The 21,945-nt window shown below is 71.4% G+C and carries 15 protein-coding genes, 1 tRNA gene and 1 pseudogene; 10 read left to right on the forward strand and 7 right to left on the reverse strand.

Features of this window, described 5'->3' with window-relative positions; genetic code table 11:
* Positions 1-423: 423 nt before the first annotated feature.
* Both J4557_RS11020 and J4557_RS11025 read right to left on the reverse strand, forming a co-directional pair.
* Positions 424-846: a nuclear transport factor 2 family protein gene (locus tag J4557_RS11020; RefSeq protein WP_208266385.1), complete on the reverse strand. Its 423-nt coding sequence runs from the start codon at positions 844-846 to the stop codon at positions 424-426.
* Positions 843-1,676 (reverse strand): alpha/beta fold hydrolase, encoded by an 834-nt coding sequence (locus tag J4557_RS11025; RefSeq protein ID WP_208266386.1) that lies wholly within the window; start codon positions 1,674-1,676, stop codon positions 843-845. Before J4557_RS11025 ends, J4557_RS11020 begins: the two co-directional genes overlap by 4 nt.
* A 55-nt stretch (positions 1,677-1,731) precedes the next feature.
* On the opposite strand from J4557_RS11025, the gene J4557_RS11030 reads away from it, so the two are divergent.
* Both J4557_RS11030 and J4557_RS11035 read left to right on the forward strand, forming a co-directional pair.
* Positions 1,732-2,349: a TetR/AcrR family transcriptional regulator gene (locus tag J4557_RS11030; protein WP_208266387.1), complete on the forward strand. Its 618-nt coding sequence runs from the start codon at positions 1,732-1,734 to the stop codon at positions 2,347-2,349.
* Positions 2,321-2,752 carry a helix-turn-helix domain-containing protein gene (locus J4557_RS11035; protein ID WP_307799640.1) on the forward strand — a complete coding sequence of 144 codons (432 nt, stop codon included), beginning with the start codon at positions 2,321-2,323 and terminating at the stop codon, positions 2,750-2,752. The genes J4557_RS11030 and J4557_RS11035 overlap by 29 nt, the downstream gene beginning before the upstream one ends.
* Here the strand turns inward: J4557_RS11035 and J4557_RS11040 are convergent.
* The gene (locus tag J4557_RS11040; protein WP_208266388.1) at positions 2,727-3,593 is read right to left on the reverse strand and encodes a polysaccharide deacetylase family protein; all 867 of its coding nucleotides are present in this window, start codon (positions 3,591-3,593) and stop codon (positions 2,727-2,729) included. The two genes, J4557_RS11035 and J4557_RS11040, sit on opposite strands and share 26 nt — an antisense overlap.
* A gap of 117 nt (positions 3,594-3,710) precedes the next feature.
* Here J4557_RS11040 and J4557_RS11045 point away from each other — a divergent pair, with 117 nt between their 5' ends.
* Positions 3,711-6,872: an AfsR/SARP family transcriptional regulator gene (locus J4557_RS11045; protein WP_208266389.1), complete on the forward strand. Its 3,162-nt coding sequence runs from the start codon at positions 3,711-3,713 to the stop codon at positions 6,870-6,872.
* Positions 6,873-6,960: 88 nt separating this feature from the next.
* On the opposite strand, the gene J4557_RS11050 is transcribed toward J4557_RS11045, so the two are convergent.
* Positions 6,961-7,134 (reverse strand): hypothetical protein, encoded by a 174-nt coding sequence (locus J4557_RS11050; RefSeq protein ID WP_208266390.1) that lies wholly within the window; start codon positions 7,132-7,134, stop codon positions 6,961-6,963.
* Positions 7,135-7,506: 372 nt separating this feature from the next.
* Positions 7,507-9,132, reverse strand: a complete 1,626-nt coding sequence (locus J4557_RS11055) for an alkaline phosphatase PhoX (RefSeq protein WP_208266391.1) — start codon at positions 9,130-9,132, stop codon at positions 7,507-7,509.
* Between the two features lie 963 nt (positions 9,133-10,095).
* Between J4557_RS11055 and J4557_RS52165 the strand changes: the two are divergent.
* From J4557_RS52165 to J4557_RS11065, 3 genes and pseudogenes are all read left to right on the forward strand, one after another.
* Positions 10,096-10,449: pseudogene (locus J4557_RS52165) on the forward strand (recombinase family protein); the annotation flags it as partial.
* A gap of 133 nt (positions 10,450-10,582) precedes the next feature.
* Positions 10,583-11,449, forward strand: coding sequence for a recombinase zinc ribbon domain-containing protein (locus J4557_RS52170; protein WP_372442463.1), 867 nt, complete (start codon positions 10,583-10,585; stop codon positions 11,447-11,449).
* A gap of 448 nt (positions 11,450-11,897) precedes the next feature.
* Positions 11,898-13,046 (forward strand): lactonase family protein, encoded by a 1,149-nt coding sequence (locus J4557_RS11065; protein WP_208266393.1) that lies wholly within the window; start codon positions 11,898-11,900, stop codon positions 13,044-13,046.
* A gap of 558 nt (positions 13,047-13,604) precedes the next feature.
* Here J4557_RS11065 and J4557_RS11070 read toward each other — a convergent pair.
* Positions 13,605-13,693, reverse strand: a tRNA-Leu gene (locus tag J4557_RS11070).
* 122 nt (positions 13,694-13,815) lie between these two features.
* Between J4557_RS11070 and J4557_RS11075 the strand changes: the two genes are divergently transcribed.
* The 3 genes from J4557_RS11075 to J4557_RS11085 all read left to right on the forward strand — a co-directional run bounded on the left by J4557_RS11075 (position 13,816) and on the right by J4557_RS11085 (position 18,418).
* Positions 13,816-15,126: a M20/M25/M40 family metallo-hydrolase gene (locus tag J4557_RS11075; RefSeq protein WP_307799642.1), complete on the forward strand. Its 1,311-nt coding sequence runs from the start codon at positions 13,816-13,818 to the stop codon at positions 15,124-15,126.
* A 100-nt stretch (positions 15,127-15,226) separates the two neighbouring features.
* A complete protein-coding gene (locus J4557_RS11080; protein WP_208266395.1) occupies positions 15,227-15,988 on the forward strand; it encodes a hypothetical protein in 762 nt (253 codons plus the stop codon).
* A 132-nt stretch (positions 15,989-16,120) separates the two neighbouring features.
* A complete protein-coding gene (locus J4557_RS11085; protein ID WP_208266396.1) occupies positions 16,121-18,418 on the forward strand; it encodes a chaplin family protein in 2,298 nt (765 codons plus the stop codon).
* A gap of 380 nt (positions 18,419-18,798) precedes the next feature.
* Here the strand turns inward: J4557_RS11085 and J4557_RS11090 are convergent, their stop codons facing one another.
* Positions 18,799-18,984, reverse strand: coding sequence for a DUF5703 family protein (locus J4557_RS11090; RefSeq protein ID WP_151540728.1), 186 nt, complete (start codon positions 18,982-18,984; stop codon positions 18,799-18,801).
* A 252-nt stretch (positions 18,985-19,236) separates the two neighbouring features.
* Here J4557_RS11090 and topA point away from each other — a divergent pair, with 252 nt between their 5' ends.
* Entirely contained in the window at positions 19,237-21,933 is a 2,697-nt protein-coding gene (topA, locus tag J4557_RS11095; protein WP_307799644.1) for a type I DNA topoisomerase, read from the forward strand.
* Positions 21,934-21,945: the final 12 nt, after the last annotated feature.

The raw sequence follows: 21,945 nt of genomic DNA on the forward strand, positions 1-21,945 counted from the left end.
CTGCGCGACCGCATCGCGCGAGACCGAGTAGGAGACACACCTCGGCACCTCGGAACCGACGCCCATGGCCCGCGCAGGCCGGGCAGACCCTGAGGAGAGGCGGTGCGGGGGAGGGGTATGCGGCCCATCTCACCCCAAATCAAAAGTGGGACAGACCGCAGCCTGTCCCACCTCGTCACGATTTGTCCGCGCGGGGCGAGCACGACCAATGTCACCTACAGGTGCGGGCCAGCTCCACAGGGGTGGTGCGGGCGTGCGCGCAGTGACCTCCGAGCGGCGGCCAGTCATCGTAAAGCCGAGCACCAGGACAGCTGATCGCGTTCGGCGCGCAGCGGATCGAACTCGCGGGCCGCCACCGCGTCGCCGATCGCCTCGATCATGGCGCCCAGCGCGGTGACGTCGATCTCCGGTGCCCTGCGCCCCCTAGGAGGTGCGGCTGCGGATGAGACGAGGCCAGGATGAGGGGCGGCGTAGTGCGGTGAGCAGGAGGGGCAGCGGGTCGGAGAAGGACCTGCGCGTCCGGATGGCGCCGTCGGCGACGGTGAACCGGTCGCAGACGGCGAATGCGGCCGGCTTGTGGCCGAGCGTCACGTTGCAGGTGGACTCGATGTAGACGGTGTCCTCCTGGACGGCGCTGCCGACGACCGTGAGTGCCGCGTCGGGGAACAGGCCGAACAGTCGGCGGAACATGTCCTCGATGGCGGCGATGCCGTGGGCGTCGGGGAACATGGGCTGGACGAAGGTCGCGTCCGGCGCGATGACCGGGCGGAAGTGGTCGAGGAATGCGTCGGGTTTGGGCAGCGCCCAGCCGGCGGCGAACACGGCGGGGAGCTCGCCGGGGGTCATCGGACGCCCTGCCCGGCCAGGAAACCGCCGAGGAGTTCGGCGAGCCGCGCGGGCTGGTCGTGCGGCACGAAGGTCCCCGATCCGCCGATCACTTCGAAGTGCCCGCGGGGAAAGGCCGCGGCCAGCCGTCGGCCGAGCGACAGGGGGAACAGCCGGTCGTGCTCGGCCGAGACGACCAGGACCGGCCGGTCGTAGCGGCCGAAGGTGCGGGCGGCGGCGAGGGTCTGCGCGTTGGACGATCCCGTCATCAGCTTGGTGATGTCGCGGCGGACGCCGGGGTCGGCGGCGAGCGGTGCGGTCCAGTGCGACACGGAACCGCGGCGGTGCTCCATGACGGCGCCGAAGCCGAGCCGCGACCGGGCGATGGCCGGGATGTTCATCGCGGCGGCCATCGCCCGCACCATCCCGGGGACCGCGGCCAGCCGGAACAGCCACCGGTACATCCTGGGCGGGAAGACCTCCAAGGCGTCGCAGGCCACCAGCGCCAGCGCGGCGACGCGGTCGGGGTGCGCGGCCGTGACCAGCTGCGCGATGACGCCGCCGCTGTCGTTGCCGGCGAGCACAGCGCAGCTCTCGCCCAGCAGGTCCAAGACCTCGACGACCAGCTCGGCCAGGCCGGGCGGGGACAGGTCGGCGTCGGCCCGCATGGGCACACGGTGCGCGCCGAACGGCCAGTCGACGGTGATGCACCGGTGCCGTGCGGCGAGGTCGGCGACCACGGGCGACCAGACGTCCGGCCCGGCCAGGAAGCCCTGCAGGAAGAGCACGGCGGGTCCGGTCCCGGTCCCCGTCCGCCAGTAGCGCAACGGGCCCCGTGACGTCTCCAGCACATCCCGACTCGTAGTCAAAAACTGACTCATAGTCGGTGACTATATCCTGGTCGGCATGTCCGTCAAGGGCCGAAGGGCCGAATACAGGGAACTCACCCGGACCGCGGTGCTCGACGCGGCCGCGGCGCTCTTCGCCGAGCAGGGGTTCACCGCGACCACCATCGACGATGTCGCCGGTGCCGCCCGCGTCGGCAAGGGGACGGTCTATTACCACTTCACCGACAAGGCCCATCTGTTCGAGGCCGTGTTCCGCGACCGCCAGCGGCGCCTCGTCGACGCGGTCACCGCCGCGGCCCTGCGGCATGACGAGCCCTGGCCCCGCCTCACCGCAGCCCTGGACGCCTACCTCGACGGGACCGTCACCGACTCCGCGCACCGTGCGCTGCTCCGGCAGGCCCCCGCCGCCCTGGGCGCCGAGCGTTGCCGCGAACTGGACGAGCAACTAGGGCTGCCCGCGGTCCAGGCGCTCATGGACGACCTGGCGGCCGCCGGCGAGTTGACGGTGGAGCCCGGTCCGATGCTGACGCGCCTGCTCTTCAGCGCCCTGTGTGAAGCGGCCATGGCCGCCGGCGCCGCGCCCGACCCGGTCGAGGCCCGCCGCGCCGCAGCCGAAGCCCTCCGCGCGATCATGAACGGCCTGCGCCGTGAGTCGCCCGCCGCTCACCACGAGTGACGTCGAGGGGCGGTCGGGACTGCTCCCGGCTCGGCCGAGGAAGCGCGTTCCCGGGGCGGACCCACCAGGCGCACCTCTACCGCGCCGGCCGGTTCCGGGCGGCCGAGCACCGGACTGGGCGGCCGACCACCCATTTCCGTCGGTCGTCGAGCATCGTGCCTTCGGCCGGGCGGCGCCGGCGTCGACCGTGACCCAACCGGCTCTGACCGAACAGATCCAGGCGCTGGAGGCACAGGTCGGAGGGCGGTCGTTCCACCGGGGCCGGTGCGGCGCCACGCTCACCGGCCTCGGCCTGATCCTTTTGCCCGAAGCAGAGGATCCGGTGCGGCGTGCCGATGCCCCGGCCGTCTGCTTCGTGGACCAGGCGCGCATCCGGCCTACGCGCCGCCGGTCGTGGCCATGAAATGCGCTGCTATGTCGTCGCTGGTGGTGTTCCACACACCGGGGTGGTCGACGACGTACTCCAGCGCCTGGTCGAGGTACTTCGTGCGGAACGCCTGCCCGGTCACGAAGGGATGCAGGGCCAGGGACATCACCCGGCCGCTGTTCGCGGAGTCGGCGTACAGCTGGTCGAGCTGGTCCTTGACGATCTGCACGAAGTCGGGGCCGCTGATGGAGTGGGCGGTGAACAGGCCCAGGTCGTTGAGTTCCAGGGTGTAGGGAACGCTGATCACGCCGGCCTGGTTCAGCGGGTACGGCTGGTCGTCCGCGGTCCAGTCGAGCACGTAGTCGAGGCCGAGCTCGGCAAGCAGAGCAGGGGTCTGGAAGGTCTCGCTCAGGGCCGGTCCCATCCAGCCGCGCGGCCGTCCGCCGGTGGCCTTCTCGATGGTCTCGACGACCTCGGTCAGGTACCGGCGCTCCTCGTTCTCGACCTCCGCCTGCAGGAGCGAGTTGGTCTTGCCGTGCGCCACCCACGCCCAGTCGCGGGCCTTGCCGGCCTCGATGATCTGCGGATACTCCACGGCCACGTCGGAGTTGAGCAGCGCGCTCGGGCGGATCCCGTGGCGGTCGAACACCTCGATCATCCGCCAGATCCCCACCCGCGGTCCGTAGTCGCGCCAGCCGTGGTTGAGCGGGTCGGGCGTGAGACCCGCGGTCCCCTCGTTGATGCTCGTGGACGGCTTACCGAGCCAGAAGTGCTCGACGTTGAGCCCCACGTAGAACGCCACCCGGGCGCCGCCCGGCCAGGTGATCTGCGGGCGTTCGGTGATCGGGCTGTAGTCGTAGAGCTCGTTCTTGCGCATGACGTTCCCTTCCAGCGGGCTCGTTCTGATCCGTTTTCGCCGACGGGGAGAGCATGCGCCGGCCCGCTTCGGGTCCACTGATGGTCCGCTGACGGGCATCGCCTTAGGCTGGGCGACGTGCGTTTCGGGGTGTTGGGCCCGCTCATGGTGTGGGACGAGGGAGGGGAGCCGGTACGGGTCCGCGAGGCCAAGGTGCGGGCGCTGCTCGCGGCTCTGCTCATCCGGGAGGGGCGACCGGTCTCCACCGACCGGCTCATCGACGAGCTCTGGGGCGGATCGCCGCCCGGGAACGCCGCCAACGCGCTGCAGGCCAAGGTGTCCCAGCTGCGCCGCGCCATCGGCCGCGAGCGGGTGGTGTACCAGCCGCCCGGCTACCGGCTGGGCCTTGCCGACGGCGACGAGATCGACGCCGACGTCCACCGCTCCCTCGTGGCGCGTGCCCGGCGGGCCGGTGATCCGCAGGACCGGGCCGCCCTGCTGGCCGAGGCGCGGGGGCTGTGGCGCGGCTCCGCGTACACGGACTTCGCGGACGAGGAGTTCGCGCGGGTCGCAGCCCGGCGCCTGGACGATGAGTACCTGAATCTGCTGGAGGACCTGGCGGAGGCCCGGCTGGAGACCGGTGACCACGCGCGGGTGGCCGAGGAACTGACCGAGCTGGTCGCGCTGCATCCCCTGCGCGAGCGGCTGCGCGGTGTCCAGATGACCGCTCTGTACCGTGCCGGACGGCAGAGTGAGGCGCTCGTCTCGTACACCGAGTTGCGCGAACGCCTTGCGGAGGACTTGGGTGTCGACCCGGGACCGGAGACGGCCGCCCTGCACGAGGCGATCCTGCGGCAGGACCTTTCCCTGACGGCCCGCGCCCCCGCCCCGCCCTCCAGCCCCGCTCCTCCACCCGCTCCCACCGCTCCCGGCGGGAACCTGCCCGCTCCGCTCACCTCGCTGATCGGCCGCGACCGGCTCCTGGACGAGGTGGAACGCCTCGTACGCACCACCCGGTTGGTCACCCTGACCGGGCCCGGCGGGGTCGGGAAGACACGCCTGGCCGTGGCCGCCGCCGACCGGCTCGCCGCGACCCTCCCGGACGGGGTGTGGCTGGTCGAACTGGCGGCGCATCGCGGAGGCGTGACCGACCTGGCGCAGGTGATCGTGACCACGCTCGGCATACGCGACAGCGCGCCGTCCGGCCTGCCGGGCACCGGCCCGCAGCCTCCCGATCAGCGGCTGGCGGGGTTCCTGCGTGACCGGCACCTGCTTCTCGTCCTGGACAACTGCGAGCACGTCGTCGAACCGGCCGCGGACCTCGTCGCGGACCTCCTGCGCGCGGCCCCGGGGGTGCGCGTCCTGGCCACCAGCCGGGAGAACCTGGCCCTTGAGGGCGAGCACCTCCGCCCCGTGGACTGTCTCGATCTGCCCGACGCCATGGAGCTGTTCACGGCTCGTGCCGCCGCAGCGTGCCCAGGCTTCACGCTGGACGGCACCACCCGGGAGCCCGTCGCGGAGATCTGCCGCCGCCTCGACGGCCTCCCGCTCGCACTCGAACTGGCGGCGGCCCGCGTCCACGCGCTCGGGGTGGCGGCGCTGGCCGGGCGGCTGATCGACCGCTTCCGCCTGCTGGCCTCGACGCGCCGGGGCGTGCCCGCCCGCCAGCGGACCCTCCGCGCCGTGATCGACTGGAGCTGGGAGCTGCTCGGCGACCGTGAGCGGGCCGTACTGCGTCGCCTGGCCGTCCATCGGGACGGCTGCTCGCTGGGCGCCGCCGTTGCAGTGTGCGCGGACGGCGGGCTGTCCGAGGACGAGGTCCCGGACCTGGTGGTGCGGCTGGTCGACCGCTCGCTGGTGAACGTGGTGGACGGGCCGGCGGGCAGGCGCTTGCGGCTTCTGGAGTCCGTCGCCGCCTACGCGCTGGAACAGCTGGCCGAGGCGCATGAGTCCGAAGTCCTGCGCACCCGGCACTTGGAGTACTACCTGCGGCTGGCCGAAGAGACCGAGTCCGGTGGAGGGACACGCGGGTACCGGCTCGACCATCTGGACGCGGAATCGACGAACCTGCGGGCGGCGCTGGACGAGGCGATCCGGCTGGAGGCGATGGACGAGGCCGTGCGGCTGGCCACCGTGCTCGCCGGATGGTGGCTGCGGCGAGGCCGGCTGAACGAGGCTCGCCGGGCCCTGTCGGGCATCCGCGCGGCCATCCCGTCCGCCCCCGAACCACGGCTGCTGGACGACGCGTTCACCTTGCTCACCGGTGGTCGCCCCGACGGACCGCCGCCCCGGCCCACCGAGATCGCCGACCCGCGCCGCCGCGGTCGGGCCGTCTGGCTGTATGCGTACGCGCTGTTCCATGGTGGCGATCCCGCGAACGCGAGCGAGTTCGCCGGGCAGGCCCGGGTGCTGTGCACTGCGGCCGGCGATCGATGGGGAGTCGCGGCCGTCGACGCGCTCCAGGCGATGGTCGCCCTGGTGACGGGCGATCTCGAGACGCTTGGCCGGGCTGCCCTTCGCGCCCTGGGCGCCTTCCGCGAGCTGGGCGACCGCTGGGGTGAGCTGCAGGCCCTGACGCCGCTCGCCGCCCTCGCCGAGATCAGGGCCGACTACGCGGCGGCCACTGACCACCGCCAGGCAGGGCTGCGCATCGCCTCGGAACTCGGTCTGGCCGCGGCGATGTGCGATCACCTTTCCGGACTCGGCCGCCTCGCGCTGCTCGCCCGAGACTGGGAACGGGCCGGTGAGTTGCACGAGACGGCCCGCACGAGCGCAAGGGAACACGGATACGTCTACGGTGAGGTGCACGCTCTGATGGGCCTGGCACTCGGCGCTCGCCGTTCCGGAGACCTGGACGCGGCCGAGTCGTGGGTGCTGTACGTCAACGACACCTACGGAGACATCTCCTCGCAGGCAGGTGCCCACCTGCGGTGCTCGGAACTCGGCTTCACCGCCGAACTCCGCGGCGATGCCGCCCTGGCCGGTGCGCGCCATCGCGAAGGTTGGGAGATCGCCAAGGCCATCGGTGATCCCCGCGCCCAAGCCCTCTCCCTGGAAGGTCTGGCGGGTGCGGTGTCCCTGGCGGGCGATGCCGGACGGGCCCGGGACGCCGCCGTCCTGCTCGGCGCGGCCGACACGGCACGCCGCAGCGTGAACACGCCGCTGCCGTCCGAGGAACGCTTCGACGTCGACCGGATCACCGAACGCGCAATGGCCACGCTGAACGATGCCGCATTCGCCGACGCCTTCAGGGAAGGCGCCGCCCTGACCGCCGAACAGGCGGTCGCGCGCCACTCGTGACCGCGTGTGAACCGGTTGCCCGCAAAGTGGACCTTCACCGGCCGGCGCCGTGCGCGGGAGTCGGTGACCGGCGGCCTGCTGGGCTGAGTCACCCTGTAATCACCTGGTCCAGGATCCAGACGGGCCTGCCGTCCCCGCCCTGGCGGGAGCGGATGGCCTGGAACAGCAAGCCGGGACTGGTCACGCACACCACGTCGGTGCCGACGCCGGCCTGCTCCAGCCGGTCGGCGGCGGTGAGCGCCTCGGGGACGAGGACGCCCATCGCCGCCAGGTGACCGCGGGACGAGGTGACCGCCGCAGCGGGTAGGTCCCCGCGACCACCTGCCGGCGGCGGCGTTCCCGAACTCCGCCTCGCGTTCTCGTCATGAGCGGCGTGAACCCCAGGGAGTCGAACCCCCATGCCTCTGATCTGCGCGTCTACCCGGCCGTCCAGCGATGCACATGCCAATGATCAACGATCTCGCACGTGAACGGGGCGGTGCCCGATCTCTCGGATACCGCCCCGCCTGAGCACCGATTCACTTGCGGCGTGTTGTTGTTATGAGCGGTCGCAACACCGCGCCGCAGGTCAACGAGAGGTCGGCACGGGACCGCGCGATGGCGGTCCCGTGCCGGGCCGGGGAATCGGGTGAGGTCAGCCCTCGGTGATCTCCCAGGTGGTGTTGTCGCCGTGCTGCTGCGTCCAGAAGATCCGCCAGCCGCCGCGGAACGGCGTCGGCGGCTTCACGCCGAGCAGGCCGGCCACCGTGGGGTCGCCGTCCGAGGTGTGGATCCCGGTGATCTCGTTGTCGCCGTCGTTCTGGAACCCGTTGCCGGCCGCCGACCACGCGGAGTCGACGGTCGCGGACGGGTCGCGGCCCTCGGCCAGGAAGCGCGCGGGCTGCGCGCCCTTGCCGTAGTCGGTGTTGACGTCGAGCAGGTACGCCGAGTCCAGCAGGCCGCGCTGCGTGTGCAGCGCGTCGCCCGCGTCCTCCGTGACGGCCACGTGGTTCCGGTCGATGAACGAGATGTTGTCCAGACCGGTGTGGGCCTTGTCGCCGTTGAAGAGGATGGTCAGCTTGCCCTTGTCGCCGGAGGGGGCGTCCTGGGTCAGCCTGAACACCCCGCCCCAACCGCCGTACGCGCCGTTGGCCTTGCTGTCGGCGTTGGTGTCGCCGGTCTCGGTGAAGAAGAACTCCCGGAAGCCGGCTCCCGGCCGGAAGACGCCGTTCTCCGGGCGCTTGAACGGCGTGGCCTTCGCCGCCTTGGCCGCCGCGTTCGCGTCGAACGGGGCGGACGAGGCGTCACCCTGGTGGACGGTCACCCAGCGGGTGTCGAAGACCGTCCCGTAGGTGTGCATGTCCTTGGTGTCGTCGGTGAAGACGCCGCCGGTGGGGTGCGCCGCGTCGATCCCGGTGAAGGTGATCGGCTGCCCCGTCCGCCGGGAGACCACCTGAAGGGCCTGCAGCGTGTCGCCCTTGGAGAGGTCGGCCTTGTCCCTCGGCACGAACCGGTAGACGAAGCTGTTCGGCAGCTTGGCGCCGGTCCCCGACGGGGTGGCGCCGCCCGCGTCCTCGACGATCCACAGGTTCCCGGCGGAGTCGGTCTGGATCCCCTCGTACCCGCCCCGGCCGAGGACGTTGGAGATGTCCTGGACCTTGGCGCCGATGTCGGTGCCGCCCTGCCAGACCCCGCCGTCCGCGCCCTCCTCGGAGGTGAACAGCAACTTCTTGGCGAACGGGTCCCAGGTCGAGCCGTCGAAGGCGGGCAGCGGACGCCCGTCCACGGTCTTGGTGGCCAGCAGCGTGACGCGGTGCGCCGCGTCGGCGTCCAGGTTGACGCGGGTGATGTAGCCGGGCGTGCCGTGCTCGTGCCCCTGGAACAGGAAACGGTTGCCGTAGTTGTAGCCCGCGTCGGCGCCGTGGAGGCCGCGCAGCCGCAGGTAGGTGTTCTTGTCCGGCTCGCTCTTGGTCGCCTCCACGTTGTGGCCCGGCGACTGCACGGCTCCCGGCTGCGGCAGCATCGGGCCGTCCGCGTGGTAGCCGTAGTACTGCACGTCGCCGTCCGGGTTCTCGATCCGCATCGAGCCCTGGGCGACGGGGTGCTCGGCGAGCCCGTCGGCGAGCCCGTTCGGCGCCGAGACGCCCGCCGTCTTCGGGACCGCGGGCACCGAACCCCACCGGACGCCCGGTCCCGCGGCGGTCGCGGACACCGCGCCCAGCGCCAGCACGGCGCCGGCCGAGAACCCGGCCGCGACGACCCGCCTCGTAACGTGTTTCATCGTTCCTCCATTCGCCCCCCGAGAAGGGGGCGGCCGGATTCAATCCACCGCCCGCGTCGCCCGCATGGCCGCCGAATGTCTTTTCGATGAAGCCGTCCATAGCTTCTGACCTGCGCGGGGACGGCGCGTGCCGCGGTTTCCCCGCGAAGATCATCAACTCGCCGAGCGTGACGAGCGGCCACGGTGGGTTACGCGGTGGCCCCGGTCGAGCCGCTCGGACGAGGAGCGCTCGTGCGAATACCAGGCGATCTCCCGGAACCGCGTGGCCGTCTCCCCGGACGTCCCGCGTCCACCGCCCCGGCGAGCGCATGGACGTCGCCGGCCCGAGGGGACGGCCGTCGGCGGCCTTCAAGCACGCAGCGGAAACGGTCACCCGTCAGCGCGTCGTACAGGACGAGGACGGAGAAGCTCGGGTCGCCCTGCATGCCCACGGTCGAATTGAGCCGGACCGCCGCGGGCGCCGCCAGGTCGCACTGCCGCAGCCCGACTCGATCCTCGACGTTGAGCACCGTCCCCTGAAGCCAGGCCGTCTGCGCGAGTCCGTCACGCCACCGCCCCAGCGCGTAGACAAGCAGGGCGCCCAAGACGAGCCAGACGAAGACGACCTGCCGCTGCAGGGCGATCGTCCCAAAATGGAGGCCATCACCAGACCCGCTGCGATGACGGCGATGCCGAAGTCGTTGAATCCCCTGCCGAAGCCGGTTCCGTCGCCCCCGGACGGAACCAGGGCGTCATTGACAGCCACCTCGCGCGTCAAGGGCAAGGTCGTCGTGAGCTCGCCGCAGTACTCCCGCGGCGGGCGGACCTTCTCCGCACGCGGCGAGATCGCCGCGGGTGACGGCCTGGCCCACGAGAAGGCCGGGTGGAAAGGTGGCGCGGTCCCACTCGGACTCGAACTCTCGGGAGCCACTTCCGGGTGCCGCGGTGCCGGAGGTCGGCGGTCCGATCCGCGTCCGGTCGGCCATGGCCGCCATCACCGCGACCGAGGGCCGCTACCTGGGCGGGCGCCCGCCTTACGGGTATGAGCTGGTGGATGCCGGTCCGCACCCCAACCCGGCCAAGGCGGCGGAGGGCAAGCGCCTGCGGCGGCTGGTCCCTCATCCGGCGTACTCGCTGGTGGTGAAGTGGATCTTCGCGCAGTTCATCGCCGGGCGCGGGCTGTTCGACATCGCCGAGGAACTCACCCGCGAAGGCGTTCCCAGCCCCTCGGCCGCCGACCCGGACCGCAACTCGCATCGCGTTCAGGTCGCCTGGTCGAAGTCAGCGGTGCGGGTCATCATCACCAACCCGCGCTACACCGGCCGCCAGGTGTGGAACAAGCGCGCAAAGACGAGGTCCTGCTCGACGTCGACGTCGACGACGTCGCCCTCGGCCACACCACCAAGCTGCGCTGGGCCCTGCTACCCACAAGCCGCATCGCACCCGGCGCCCGTACGCATTCCGGGGGCGCCTGTACTGCGGATACTGCGAACGAAGGATGCAGGGCAACTGGAACAACGACCAGGCGTACTACCGGTGCCGGTTCCCGGCCGAGGACGCGCTCGCCAACAAGATCGTCCACCCCAAGGTCGTCTACCTGCGCGAAGCAGAGATCATCGAGGACATCGACGCCTGGCTTGCGACCGCGTTCTCACCCGCCCGGATCCAGGCCACCATCGCGGCGATGACCGAGCAGGCCTCCGCCACGGAGAACCCGGCCGAGACCCGGCTCCGCAAACAGCTCGCCGCCTGTGACCAGCGTCTCACCCAGTACCGGGCGGCGCTGAACGCCGGTGCCGACGCCGTCCACGTCGCCAAGTGGATCAACGAGACCGAACAGGAACGACAGCGGGTGGAAGGCGAGCTCCGTGCCGTGCCCACCGACCAGGTGGATCTCTACAGCAAGCTCGGGCTCACGATGACGTACTACCCCGAGAAAAACTTGTGGAAGCCAGGGTGGCCCCGGCTTCCACATGTGCAGATGATTTGTGTCCGAGGGGCGGTCACGACCAATTTCACATGCCCGCCGCCACCCCCATCGGCGACATCTACCGCGTCACGGTGCGGGCTTAGCGAACCTCATCAGCCCCTCGTGGTGGGTGCTCCTTGTAGGCGGCATGTGCCGCGTACAAGGAGCGACGCGATCAAGCAGCAGTGCGCGAAACCGTGGACGCGACCCGAGGTGAAAGAACCCCGCGCTGATCTCGGTGAACGTCTCGTCCTTGCGCAGATAGGCCAGGACCGGCAGCGCCTGCTGCCCGGGGTTGAGCAGCCGCCACCTCGACCCGATGACTTTGCGCCGGCGGCGGACCAGCCCGGCGACGTCGTTCAGCGTTGAACGCGACAAATCCAGAGCGGCACGATAGATCAGCACGCAGAGACCTCTGGTTCAGGCGACGAGATTGTGTTGATCAACCCGTCTACCAGGGGTCTCTCTGCGTCAGGGCCCCAGCCACCGCATCACCATGATGCTGTGACCGGCGGCCCGCCACCGCAGGATGAAAAAGGGTCAATGTCCCACTCCGACGCCTCGCAGCGAATCGGATTCCCTCGCGCCTGGCACGTGCCCGCTCCGAACGGCGCCACCATCAGGCCGTCGACGCACACAATCCCTTGACCTGCGAAAGTGGATCACGCAATTTAAGTGCCATATATATACATATTTACCTTGTCATAACGTTTTGTCCGATCGGGTCTCCCTTGAGCGGGCGGGAGGATGTTTGGGGTGAGGCTGCCGTGGTACCGCGATCTTGATCGCACCAGATCTGACGGAGTAAAGGAGCTTTATGCGGCAAAAAAGGGTAATTGCGCTGGTCTTCGCGGCTGCCACGATGCTGGCCGCCACTGGACAGGCCACTGCGGACGGGAGAAGCCATCACTGGGACATCGACCACGCGCGCGCGGTCTTCGTCCAGACGAACAAGCCCAAGTCCGCCGGTGGCAACACGATCCGGGTGTTCAAGCGGGCCGACAACGGGAGGCTCAAGGCGGCCGGGGAGTTCAAGACCGGCGGGAACGGCGGTGCCGTTGCCGGCGCGCCTACCGATGCCTTGGCGTCCCAAGGCTCGCTCGTCTACGACGGCAGGCTGCTGTTCGCCGTGAACGCAGGCAGCAACACCATCACCCTCTTCCGCGTCCGCGGGACCGAACTCGAGCGGCTCCAGGTGATCCGATCGGGCGGTCTGCTGCCGGTCGGCATCGCGGTACACCACGGCCTGGTCTACGTGCTCAACGCCGGCGGCGACGGTGCCGTACAGGGATTCCGCCTCGGACACGACCGGCTGCACCGGATCGCAGGAGCCCACCGCTCGCTGGACCTCGGAAATCCCGAGCGGCCGAACTTCCTGCGGTCCCCGGCCCAGGTGGGAGTCGACCCGCACGGCCGGTTCGTGCTGGTCACCACCAAGACCAACGACACCGTCCTGGCCTTCCGGGTCGGCCATGGCGGCCGACTGGCGAGAAGGCCGGTCAGCACTGCGGACTCCAACGGGCCGTTTGCGTTCACCTTCGACACGCGGCGCACGCTGCTCCTCGTCGGGGCCGTGACCAACACCCTGACCCGCCACCGACTTGACCGCGGCGGCTCGCTCCGCCAGATCGGCGCGCCGGTGCCGAACGGGCAGCAGGCCTCGTGCTGGATCCAGCGCGTGGGGAACTTCTATTACGTCGCCAACACCGCCAGCTCCACGGTCAGCTCCTACCGGGTCAAAAACGGAAAGCCCGTCCTGCTCAACGGGACGGCCGCGACCATCCCTGGCGGCGGAACGATCGACATGACCGCGAGCGGTCGATTCCTCTACGTGCAGAACGCGACCGCGGGCAACGTGCAGGGCTACGCCGTGAATGGCGACGGATCCCTGAGGCTGGTCACCACGGCCACCGGCCTGCCGCGATTCGCCAACGGCATCGGAATGGAGGGAATCGCGGCATCCTGACGCCGCCTCGGCCGGTCCCGGCCGCATCGACCGGGACCGGGCCGGGCGGCCTGCGCCGTTGCTCTGCCTGCGGCGCCGACGGCGGGGCCATCTCCCTGCGGCTCGCTCTCCCGGCCCTGGCCGGCGAGGTCGACTCCGCCGCCACCGCCTCCAATGTCGCTCACTCGTGCTGATTCGGATACCGGCGGCTCTGCGCATGCGGTCGACGCTGGACCGAGCGGTGATCGGTGTCTCCGCCGCCACCGTCCGCGCCGCCCAGCAGAGCTTCGCTGACTGACGCGAGGCGGTGCCGAGGCTCTGCTGCTGTGTCTGGCTCGGAAAGGCTCACATCAGGGGGAGGCGCCATGGTCATTGCGCCCGCCATGCCGGCGCGCCTTGTCTCCACCTGCCTGGAGTGGCATTGCGGTGGCGGAGCGGTTCGGTGGCATCGCAATCGAGCGAACCCGGGGACCTGAACCCCCATGGCGCTGACCTGCGCCTTCATCGCTCACCGGATCCAGCCCCATGTCACGAACAAGCAAAAGCGCCAGGTCAGAGACCTGGCGCTTCACCATGTGCTGGTGTCCGAGGGGGGACTTGAACCCCCATGCCCCGTGAAGGGCACTAGCACCTCAAGCTAGCGCGTCTGCCTATTCCGCCACCCGGACCGGTCGCAGGCCGCAGCGTGCTGCGGCGGGCTTCACCATACCAAAGGAGCCGAGTCGCGGCGAAGTCGATCGAGCGGGCACGATGGTGGGGTACGAGGACGGCTAGCGCGAAGGTGATCACTGTGACCCACCAGCCGACCGCTGAGGACGAGGTCGTCGGACTCTGCCAGGAGCTGATCCGGATCGACACCAGCAATCCGGGGGACCATTCGGGGCCCGGCGAGCGGGTCGCGGCGGAGTACGTCGCGGAGAAGCTCGCGGAGGTGGGGCTGGAGGCGAAAATCCTCGAGTCGCACCCGGGCAGGGCGAGTGTCGTCGCGCGGATCGAGGGGGAGGATCCGGAGCGCGACGCCCTCCTGCTGCACGGGCACCTCGACGTGGTGCCGGCGCGGAGGGAGGACTGGACGCGGGACCCGTTCGGCGGGGAGATCGCGGACGGCTGCGTCTGGGGCCGCGGGGCCGTGGACATGAAGGACATGGACGCGATGATCCTCGCGGTCGCGCGGCAGCGGCTCCGGGAGGGGCGCAGGCCGCCGAGGGACGTGGTGCTGGCCTTCCTGGCGGACGAGGAGGCCGGCGGGAAGTGGGGCGCGCAGTGGCTCGTCGAGGAGCACCCGGACCTGTTCGAGGGGTGCACCGAGGCCGTCGGTGAGGTCGGCGGGTTCAGCCTGACCGTGCCGGGCGACAAGCGGATGTACCTGATCGAGACGGCGGAGAAGGGCATCGCGTGGATGAACCTGACCGCCCGGGGGACGGCCGGGCACGGGTCGATGGTGCATCCGGACAACGCCGTGACGGCGCTGGCGGCGGCCGTGGCGCGGCTCGGCGAGCACGAGTTCCCGGTGCGGCTCACGAAGACGGTGCGGGCGTTCCTGGAGCGGGCGTGCATGGCGTACGGGGTCGAGTTCGATCCGGAGCGCCCGGAGGAGGCGCTGGAGAAGATCGGCCCGCTGGCCCGGATGATCGGGGCGACGCTGCGGCACACGCTGAATCCGACCCGGCTGGACGCGGGGTACAAGACGAATGTGATTCCGCAGAGCGCGACGGCTCAGGTGGACGGGCGTTTCCTGCCGGGGTTCGAGGACGATTTCTTCGCGACGGTGGACGAACTTCTCGGGCCGGGCGTCGAGCGCGATTTCGTGCATCACGACCACGCGGTGGAGACCGAGTACGAGGGGGCGCTGGTCGCGGCGATGGAGGCGGCGCTGACCTCGGAGGACCCGGGGGCCCTGCCGGTGCCGTACTGCCTGAGCGGCGGGACGGACGCCAAGTCGTTCGCGCGGCTGGGGATGCGGTGTTTCGGTTTCGCGCCGCTGAAATTGCCCCCAGAGTTGGACTTTTCCGGAATGTTCCATGGCATCGACGAGCGCGTTCCGGTGGACGGCCTGCGCTTCGGCGTCCGGGTTCTCGACCAATTCCTCGACCGGTCTTGAAATTCCCGTTGCCAATGCGATGTGTGGTGCTATCGTCACCGTTCGTAGGGACCCGCCCGTCCCATGAGGGATGGGCGGCGGTCGCAACGGAGGTCTCACGGTGGCAGGTGTCGCGGCGCGGGCAGGGGCGGTCCCCGTCCTGCTGCGCCGCGCCGTCACCGGGCGGATCGTCCGGCGGCTGCTCGTCCTCGCCGGCCTGCTGATCGCGGGCTGGCTCCTCGGCGGCATGGCGCAGCAGGCCACCGCCCGCGCCGCCGAGCTTCCGGCGCCGCCCGCCAGGGCGGTCCCGGGCGCGCCCGTCGCGGCGGTCCCGGACACGCCGGACCAGGCCGTCGCGGACGGCGCTCCCATGCTGGCCGGCGTGCTGAAGGCCCCCCGGACGCCGCTCCCGTCGGTGGCCGGGGCCGTGAAGCACCGGGCGCCCGTGCGCGCCCTGGCGCCGGTCGGCCTCACGACGCCGGCGAAGCCCGGACGGCCGGCGCGAGCGGTGAAGGCCGCGGCGCCGGCGGACCGGCACGCCGGCCCGGAGAAGGCGCACGGCGCATCTCGCCGCCTGGCTGGCGGCGCTGCGGCGGCGCACCGGTCGCCGGACCGGTCACAGGAGATCTCCGGGACGCGCCAGGCGTCCCATGTCCGGCATCACCGTGCCATCGAGCGGCACCCCGCGCCCTTCCAGGCGCCGGGCCAGTCCGGCACGCATTCGGCGACCTGCGGCGGTGTTCCGATCGGTGCCGCCGCCGGCCTGCCGACCATTTTCCCCTGGGCTCCGGTTCCGCCGCGAGCCTGCGTTCCGCGCCGTTTCGGCGCGGTTCCCCCGGCCGTCCGCACCGCTGCGGACGAGCCCTCTTTTGCGCCTGACTAATCCCTGATCAGAACGCTCCCGGCGTGGGCCCGTGCGGCTCGGGCCCGGTCGGAGCGTGCCGTCAGGCGTGTCCTTTCCACGAGACCGAACCGGTGTCTCGGCATTCCATTCACATCCCCCGAACGGAGCATCATGCGAACGTGGGCAAAAAGCACCGCGCGCACGGCGGCGCTCACCGCGAGTTTCGTCGCCCTCGGTGTCAGCGTCGTTCCCGCCAACGCCTTCGCCGACGCCACCAGCGGCGACGGAAGCGTCCTCGGCGGCAACCAGGTCGACCTGCCGATCTCGGCGCCGGTCGAGGTCAGCGGGAACGGCGCCGGGATCGTCGGCAGCGGGCACGGCGCGTCCAAGGGCGGCGCGTCCGTGCTGAACGGCGGCGGCGGAGGCGGCCGGCACACCTCCGGCAAGGGCAGCGTCGGCGGCGGCAACCAGGTGCACGCGCCGGTCTCGCTGCCGGTGAACGCCTGCGGCAACGCGGTCGCGCTGATCGGCAAGGCGGAGGCGGGCTGCAAGGGCGGCTCGTCGGTGGTCAACGGCGGCGGGTCCGGCGGCCAGAAGACGTCCGGCGAGCACAGCGTGCTCGGCGGGAACCAGGTCAACGCGCCGATCTCCGCGCCCGTGGACGTCTGCGGCAACGCCGTGGCGATCATCGGCAAGGCGGAGGCGGGCTGCAAGGGCGGCGCGACCGTGCACAACGGCGGCGGCGCGGGCCACGGCCGCAGCGGCCAGACCACCGACGGCGCGCTCGGCGTCATCGCCGGCAACCAGGTGAACGCGCCGATCAGCGCGCCGGTGAACGTCTGCGGCAACGCGGTCGCGATCGTCGGCCGGTCCATGGCCGGCTGCGAGGGCGGCGCGATCGTCAAGAACGGCGGGCACACCGGCGCGGGCCAGCAGACGAACGGGCTGCACGGTGTGATCGGCGGGAACCAGGCGAACGCCCCGGTCAGCGCCCCGGTGGACGTGTGCGGCAACGCGATCGGCGGTGCCCTGGCCGAATGCGAGGGCGGCGCGTCGGTGCGCAACGGCGGTCACGGGTCCGGCGGGCAGAGGACCGACGGGGTGTCCAGCGTGCTCGGCGGCAACCAGGCGAACGCGCCGATCAGCGTCCCCGCGAGCGTCTGCGGCAACGCCGCGGCGCTGGTCGGCCAGGCGGGCGCGTACTGCGAGGGCGGTGCGCACGTGCGCAGCAGCTCCGGCGGCGGCCAGCAGACCTCCGGAACCGGCAGCGTCGGCGGCGGCAACCAGGGCAACGCGCCGATCAGCGCACCCGCCGACGTCTGCGGCAACGCCGCCGCGGTCGTCGGCGAGGCCGCCGCGCACTGCAACGGGCAGACGCTGGTCGAGGGCCCGCACGGGCCCGGCGGGCGGACGTCGGGGAACGGTAGCGCCGGCGGCGGGAACCAGGCGCACGCTCCGGCGAAGGCCCCCGTGGACGCGTGCGGGAACGTCGGCGCCGTGGTCGGCCGGTCCCTCGCGCACTGCCAGGACAGCCCCGGTTTCGGCGGGTACCACCCCTACGCCCGGTCCGCGGGCCAGAACCCGGCTCCGCTGCCGGTGAACCCGGGCCTGCCCGTCCTGCCGAAGCTGCCCGCCACGGCGAACCACCGCGACGGCGGGCCGACCGGCCTGCCCGTGACCGCCGCCCTGCCCGTGACCGGGCTGCCGGACGCCGGTCAGGCCCTGTCCGGGGCGGTCGCGCAGGTGAACGGCGTCCCCGCGACCAAGAGCGTCCCGGTGTCGGACGTCCTGTCCGCGACGAACCTGCTGCCGGGCGCCGGTGGGCAGCGGACCATTGCCGAGCAGCGGACCGGCGCCCCGTCCCTGGGCCCGGTCGCCGCCTCGCAGCTGCCCGGCATGGGGAGCCTGCCCGTCCAGGGCTCGCTGCCGACGGTGAACGCCCTGCTCGGCGGTGCCATGACGCCGAAGATCACGCCCAAGGTCAACGGGCTGCCGCGGGTTCCCGCGGCCGGGAAGCGGACGGCCGGCACCGGCGGCAACGGCCTGACGGTCGCGACGCTGCCGGTGAACCCGGGCGCGCTGACCGGGAACGCCGGGAAGGCGCTGCCGTCGGCCCCGGTCGTCCCGTTGGCCCCGAACGCCCGCACGTCCCGCTCCGGCGACCCGCTGCCGCACACCGGCCTGCCGGGGACGAACGGGGTCAAGCTGCCGAAGACCGGCGCCGTCGACCTGCCGAAGACCGGCGCCGTCGACCTGCCCGCGGCGGGGAAGGCCGCGCTGCCCGCCGGGACCCTCCAGGCGCCCCGGAGCGTGACCGACCTCGGCCCCGTCCGGACCGTCGCCGAGCGCACGCCGATCGCGCCCGCCGCCGAGGACGGGTCGCTCTGGGTGCTCGGCATGGCGACGATCGCCGCGGCGTTCGCCGGCGCGGTCGCGCTGACCCGCCGCCTGCGCCCCGCGCGCGGCTGACCGATCCGGGTCCGCGGCCGGCCGGCTCCCGCCGGCCGCCGACCGGGCCCGGTCCGCGCCCGCCGATCACGCCCGGCGGGTGAGGGCCGGTCCAGCAGGGCCTGCCGGGTGGTGATCCACTCCCGTCCGGCAGGCCCGTCCACGAACGCTTCGCCCGTCCCGGAGGCGCGGTCCGGGGCGGGCGAAGCCATTCCCGGACGCCGGTCCGAGCACGCGGTCCGGCGACTATGATTACGGGACGTCATAGCATTCGTACGTAGTGCTACGCTCCGTCCGAGACTCGGCGGACCCGCCGCGAACGACCCCTGAGCACCGGGAACGGCGGAAACGGAGCGAACCTCCGCGATCGGCCGGAACGGCCGGAACGCCCGGTGGGGCGGTCAGAACGTGCGGACGGCCCGGATGACCTTGCGGCGCAGTTGAATACGGCGGCGGCCGTCCGGGTAGAGGCGCAACCGATCGATCTCCCAGCCGCCGTGTTCGGCGTGCTCGGTCAGGATCTGCCGGGCGGTGTCACGCGTGGTGCCGGCCGGCAGTGACAGGACGAGGTAGGTGTACTGCACCATTGCGACCATTATTACTTGGTGGACCGGGTGTTGTGCATCGTACGGCGGTGGCCCGGTCCGCACGGGGGGTGGCGGCATGTCATCCTGTCCGGAGGCGAGCGGCGGATGAGAGTTGCGCCCGCCGCGGGCGGAGCGGAGGCGAAGGGGCGGCAGTGGGGCATCCGGGCATGAACCCGCCATCATGCGACGTTGTAGGAAGCCTGTGTAAGAAGAGTGTGAGCTAGAAGACCAGACAGCGAGGTTGGAGCGACTGTGCCAGCCAAGAACGGCACTGCGAAGAGTGGCCAGGCGAACGGCGCCGGCACGCGCCTGGTGATCGTCGAGTCGCCCGCGAAGGCGAAGACGATCGCGGGGTACCTGGGCCGTGGCTACATCGTGGAGTCCAGTATCGGCCACATCCGGGACCTGCCCGGGAGCGCCTCGGAGGTGCCGGCCAAGTACAAGGGCGAGCCGTGGGCGAAGCTCGGTGTGAACGTCGAGCACAACTTCGATCCCCTCTACGTGGTCAACACCGACAAGAAGGCGCAGGTCGCCAAGCTCAAGAAGCTGCTCGCCGAGGCCGACGAGCTCTTCCTCGCCACGGACGAGGACCGGGAGGGCGAGGCGATCGCCTGGCACCTCCAGGACGTCCTGAAGCCGAAGGTGCCGGTGCACCGGATGGTCTTCAACGAGATCACCAAGGACGCGATCCAGCGCGCCGCCGCGAACCCGCGGCAGCTGAACATGCGGCTGGTGGACGCGCAGGAGACGCGCCGCATCCTGGACCGGCTGTACGGGTACGAGGTCAGCCCCGTCCTGTGGAAGAAGGTCATGCCGAAGCTGTCGGCGGGCCGGGTGCAGTCGGTGGCGACGCGGCTGGTGGTGGAGCGCGAGCGCGAGCGCATCGCGTTCGTCCCGGCGCACTACTGGGGCATCCTCGCCGAGTTCGACACCGGCAAGGAGGAGGAGCCCAAGGCGTTCAAGGCCGGGCTCGTCTCCGTTGACGGCAAGCGGGTCGCGCAGGGCCGCGACTTCGCGTCCGACGGCACGCTGAAGACGAAGGACGCGCTGCACCTGGACGAGCCGTCGGCGCGCGGGCTGGCCGACCGGCTGCGCGGCAGGCCGTACGAGGTCAAGTCGGTCGAGTCCAAGCCCTACACGCGCAAGCCGTACCCGCCGTTCCGGACGACCACCCTGCAGCAGGAGGCCAGCCGCAAGCTGGGCTTCTCCGCGAAGTACACGATGTCGGTGGCGCAGAAGCTGTACGAGAACGGCTTCATCACCTACATGCGAACCGACTCGATCACGCTGTCGGAGACGGCGATCACGGCGGCGCGGCGGCAGGCGGCGACCCTGTTCGGCGGCGAGTACGTGCCGGACAAGCCGCGCGTCTACCAGTCGAAGGTGAAGAACGCGCAGGAGGCGCACGAGGCGATCCGCCCCGCGGGCGAGAGCTTCCGGACGCCCGCCGAGACGGGCCTGTCCGGCGACCAGTTCCGGCTCTACGAGCTGATCTGGAAGCGGACGATCGCGTCGCAGATGAAGGACGCGGCGGGCCGCTCGGTCTCGATCCGGGTGACCGGCACGTCCACGCGGAACGAGCTGGCGGAGTTCGGCGCGACCGGTAAGACGATCACCTTCCACGGCTTCCTCAAGGCGTACGTGGAGAGCGCGGACGACCCGTCCACCGACCGCGACGACCAGGAGCGGCGGCTGCCGAACCTGGAGCAGGGCGACCGGCTGGGCGCGAACGCGGTGGACGCCGAGGGCCACTCGACCCGGCCGCCGGCCCGCTACACCGAGGCGAGCCTGGTCAAGGAGCTGGAGGAGCGGGAGATCGGCCGCCCGTCCACCTACGCCTCGATCATCGGGACGATCCTGGACCGCGGCTACGTGTTCAAGAAGGGCACGGCGCTCGTCCCGTCGTTCCTGGCGTTCGCCGTGGTGAACCTGCTGGAGCAGCACTTCGGCAACCTGGTCGACTACGACTTCACCGCGCACATGGAGGACGGTCTCGACGAGATCGCCCGCGGTGAGGCCGAGCGCGTCCGGTGGCTGACCCGGTTCTACTTCGGCGACAACGGCGAAGAGGGGCTGAAGGAGCTCACCGAGGACATCGGGGACATCGACGCCAAGGGGATCAGCTCGTTCCCGGTGAAGGGCTCCGACATCGTGGTCCGGGTCGGCCGGTACGGCTCGTACCTGGACCGGGACGGCGAGCGGGTCAACATCCCCGACGACATCGCGCCGGACGAGCTGACGGCGGAGAAGGCCGAGGAGCTGCTCGCGCAGCCGAGCGGCGACCGGGAGCTGGGCGTCGACCCCGAGACGGGGCACATGATCGTGGCGAAGTCGGGTCGGTTCGGCCCGTACGTCACCGAGATCCTGCCCGAGGCCGCGCCGCCCGCCGAGGGCGATAAGAAGAAGCGGACGAAGAAGGCCGACGCCCCGAAGCCGCGCACGGGCTCGCTGTTCAAGTCGATGTCGCTGGACACGATCACGCTGGACGACGCGCTGAAGCTGCTGTCGCTGCCCCGGACGCTGGGCGAGCTGGACGGCGAGCCGGTGACGGCGCAGAACGGCCGGTTCGGTCCGTACATCAAGAAGGGCACCGACAGCCGCTCGCTCGGGTCGGAGGAGGAGCTCTTCACCGTCACGCTGGAGCAGGCGAAGGAGCTGCTGGCGCAGCCGAAGCAGCGGGGCAGGCGGGCCGCCGCGGCGGCGCCGCTGCGCGAGCTCGGCAAGGACCCGGCGAGCGACAAGCCGGTGGTGGTGAAGGAGGGCCGGTTCGGCCCGTACGTCACCGACGGCGAGACGAACGCCAGCCTGCGCAAGGGCGACGAGGTCGAGTCCATCACGATCCAGCGCGCCGCGGAACTGCTCGCGGAACGGCGTGAGAAGGTGGCCGCCGGCGGCGGAAAGAAGAAGACGACGACCCGCCGCCGCACCTCTGCAAAGTCCGGCTCATAACGACATTCGCGC

Source organism: Actinomadura nitritigenes, assembly GCF_017573545.1.
Taxonomy (GTDB): domain Bacteria; phylum Actinomycetota; class Actinomycetes; order Streptosporangiales; family Streptosporangiaceae; genus Spirillospora; species Spirillospora nitritigenes.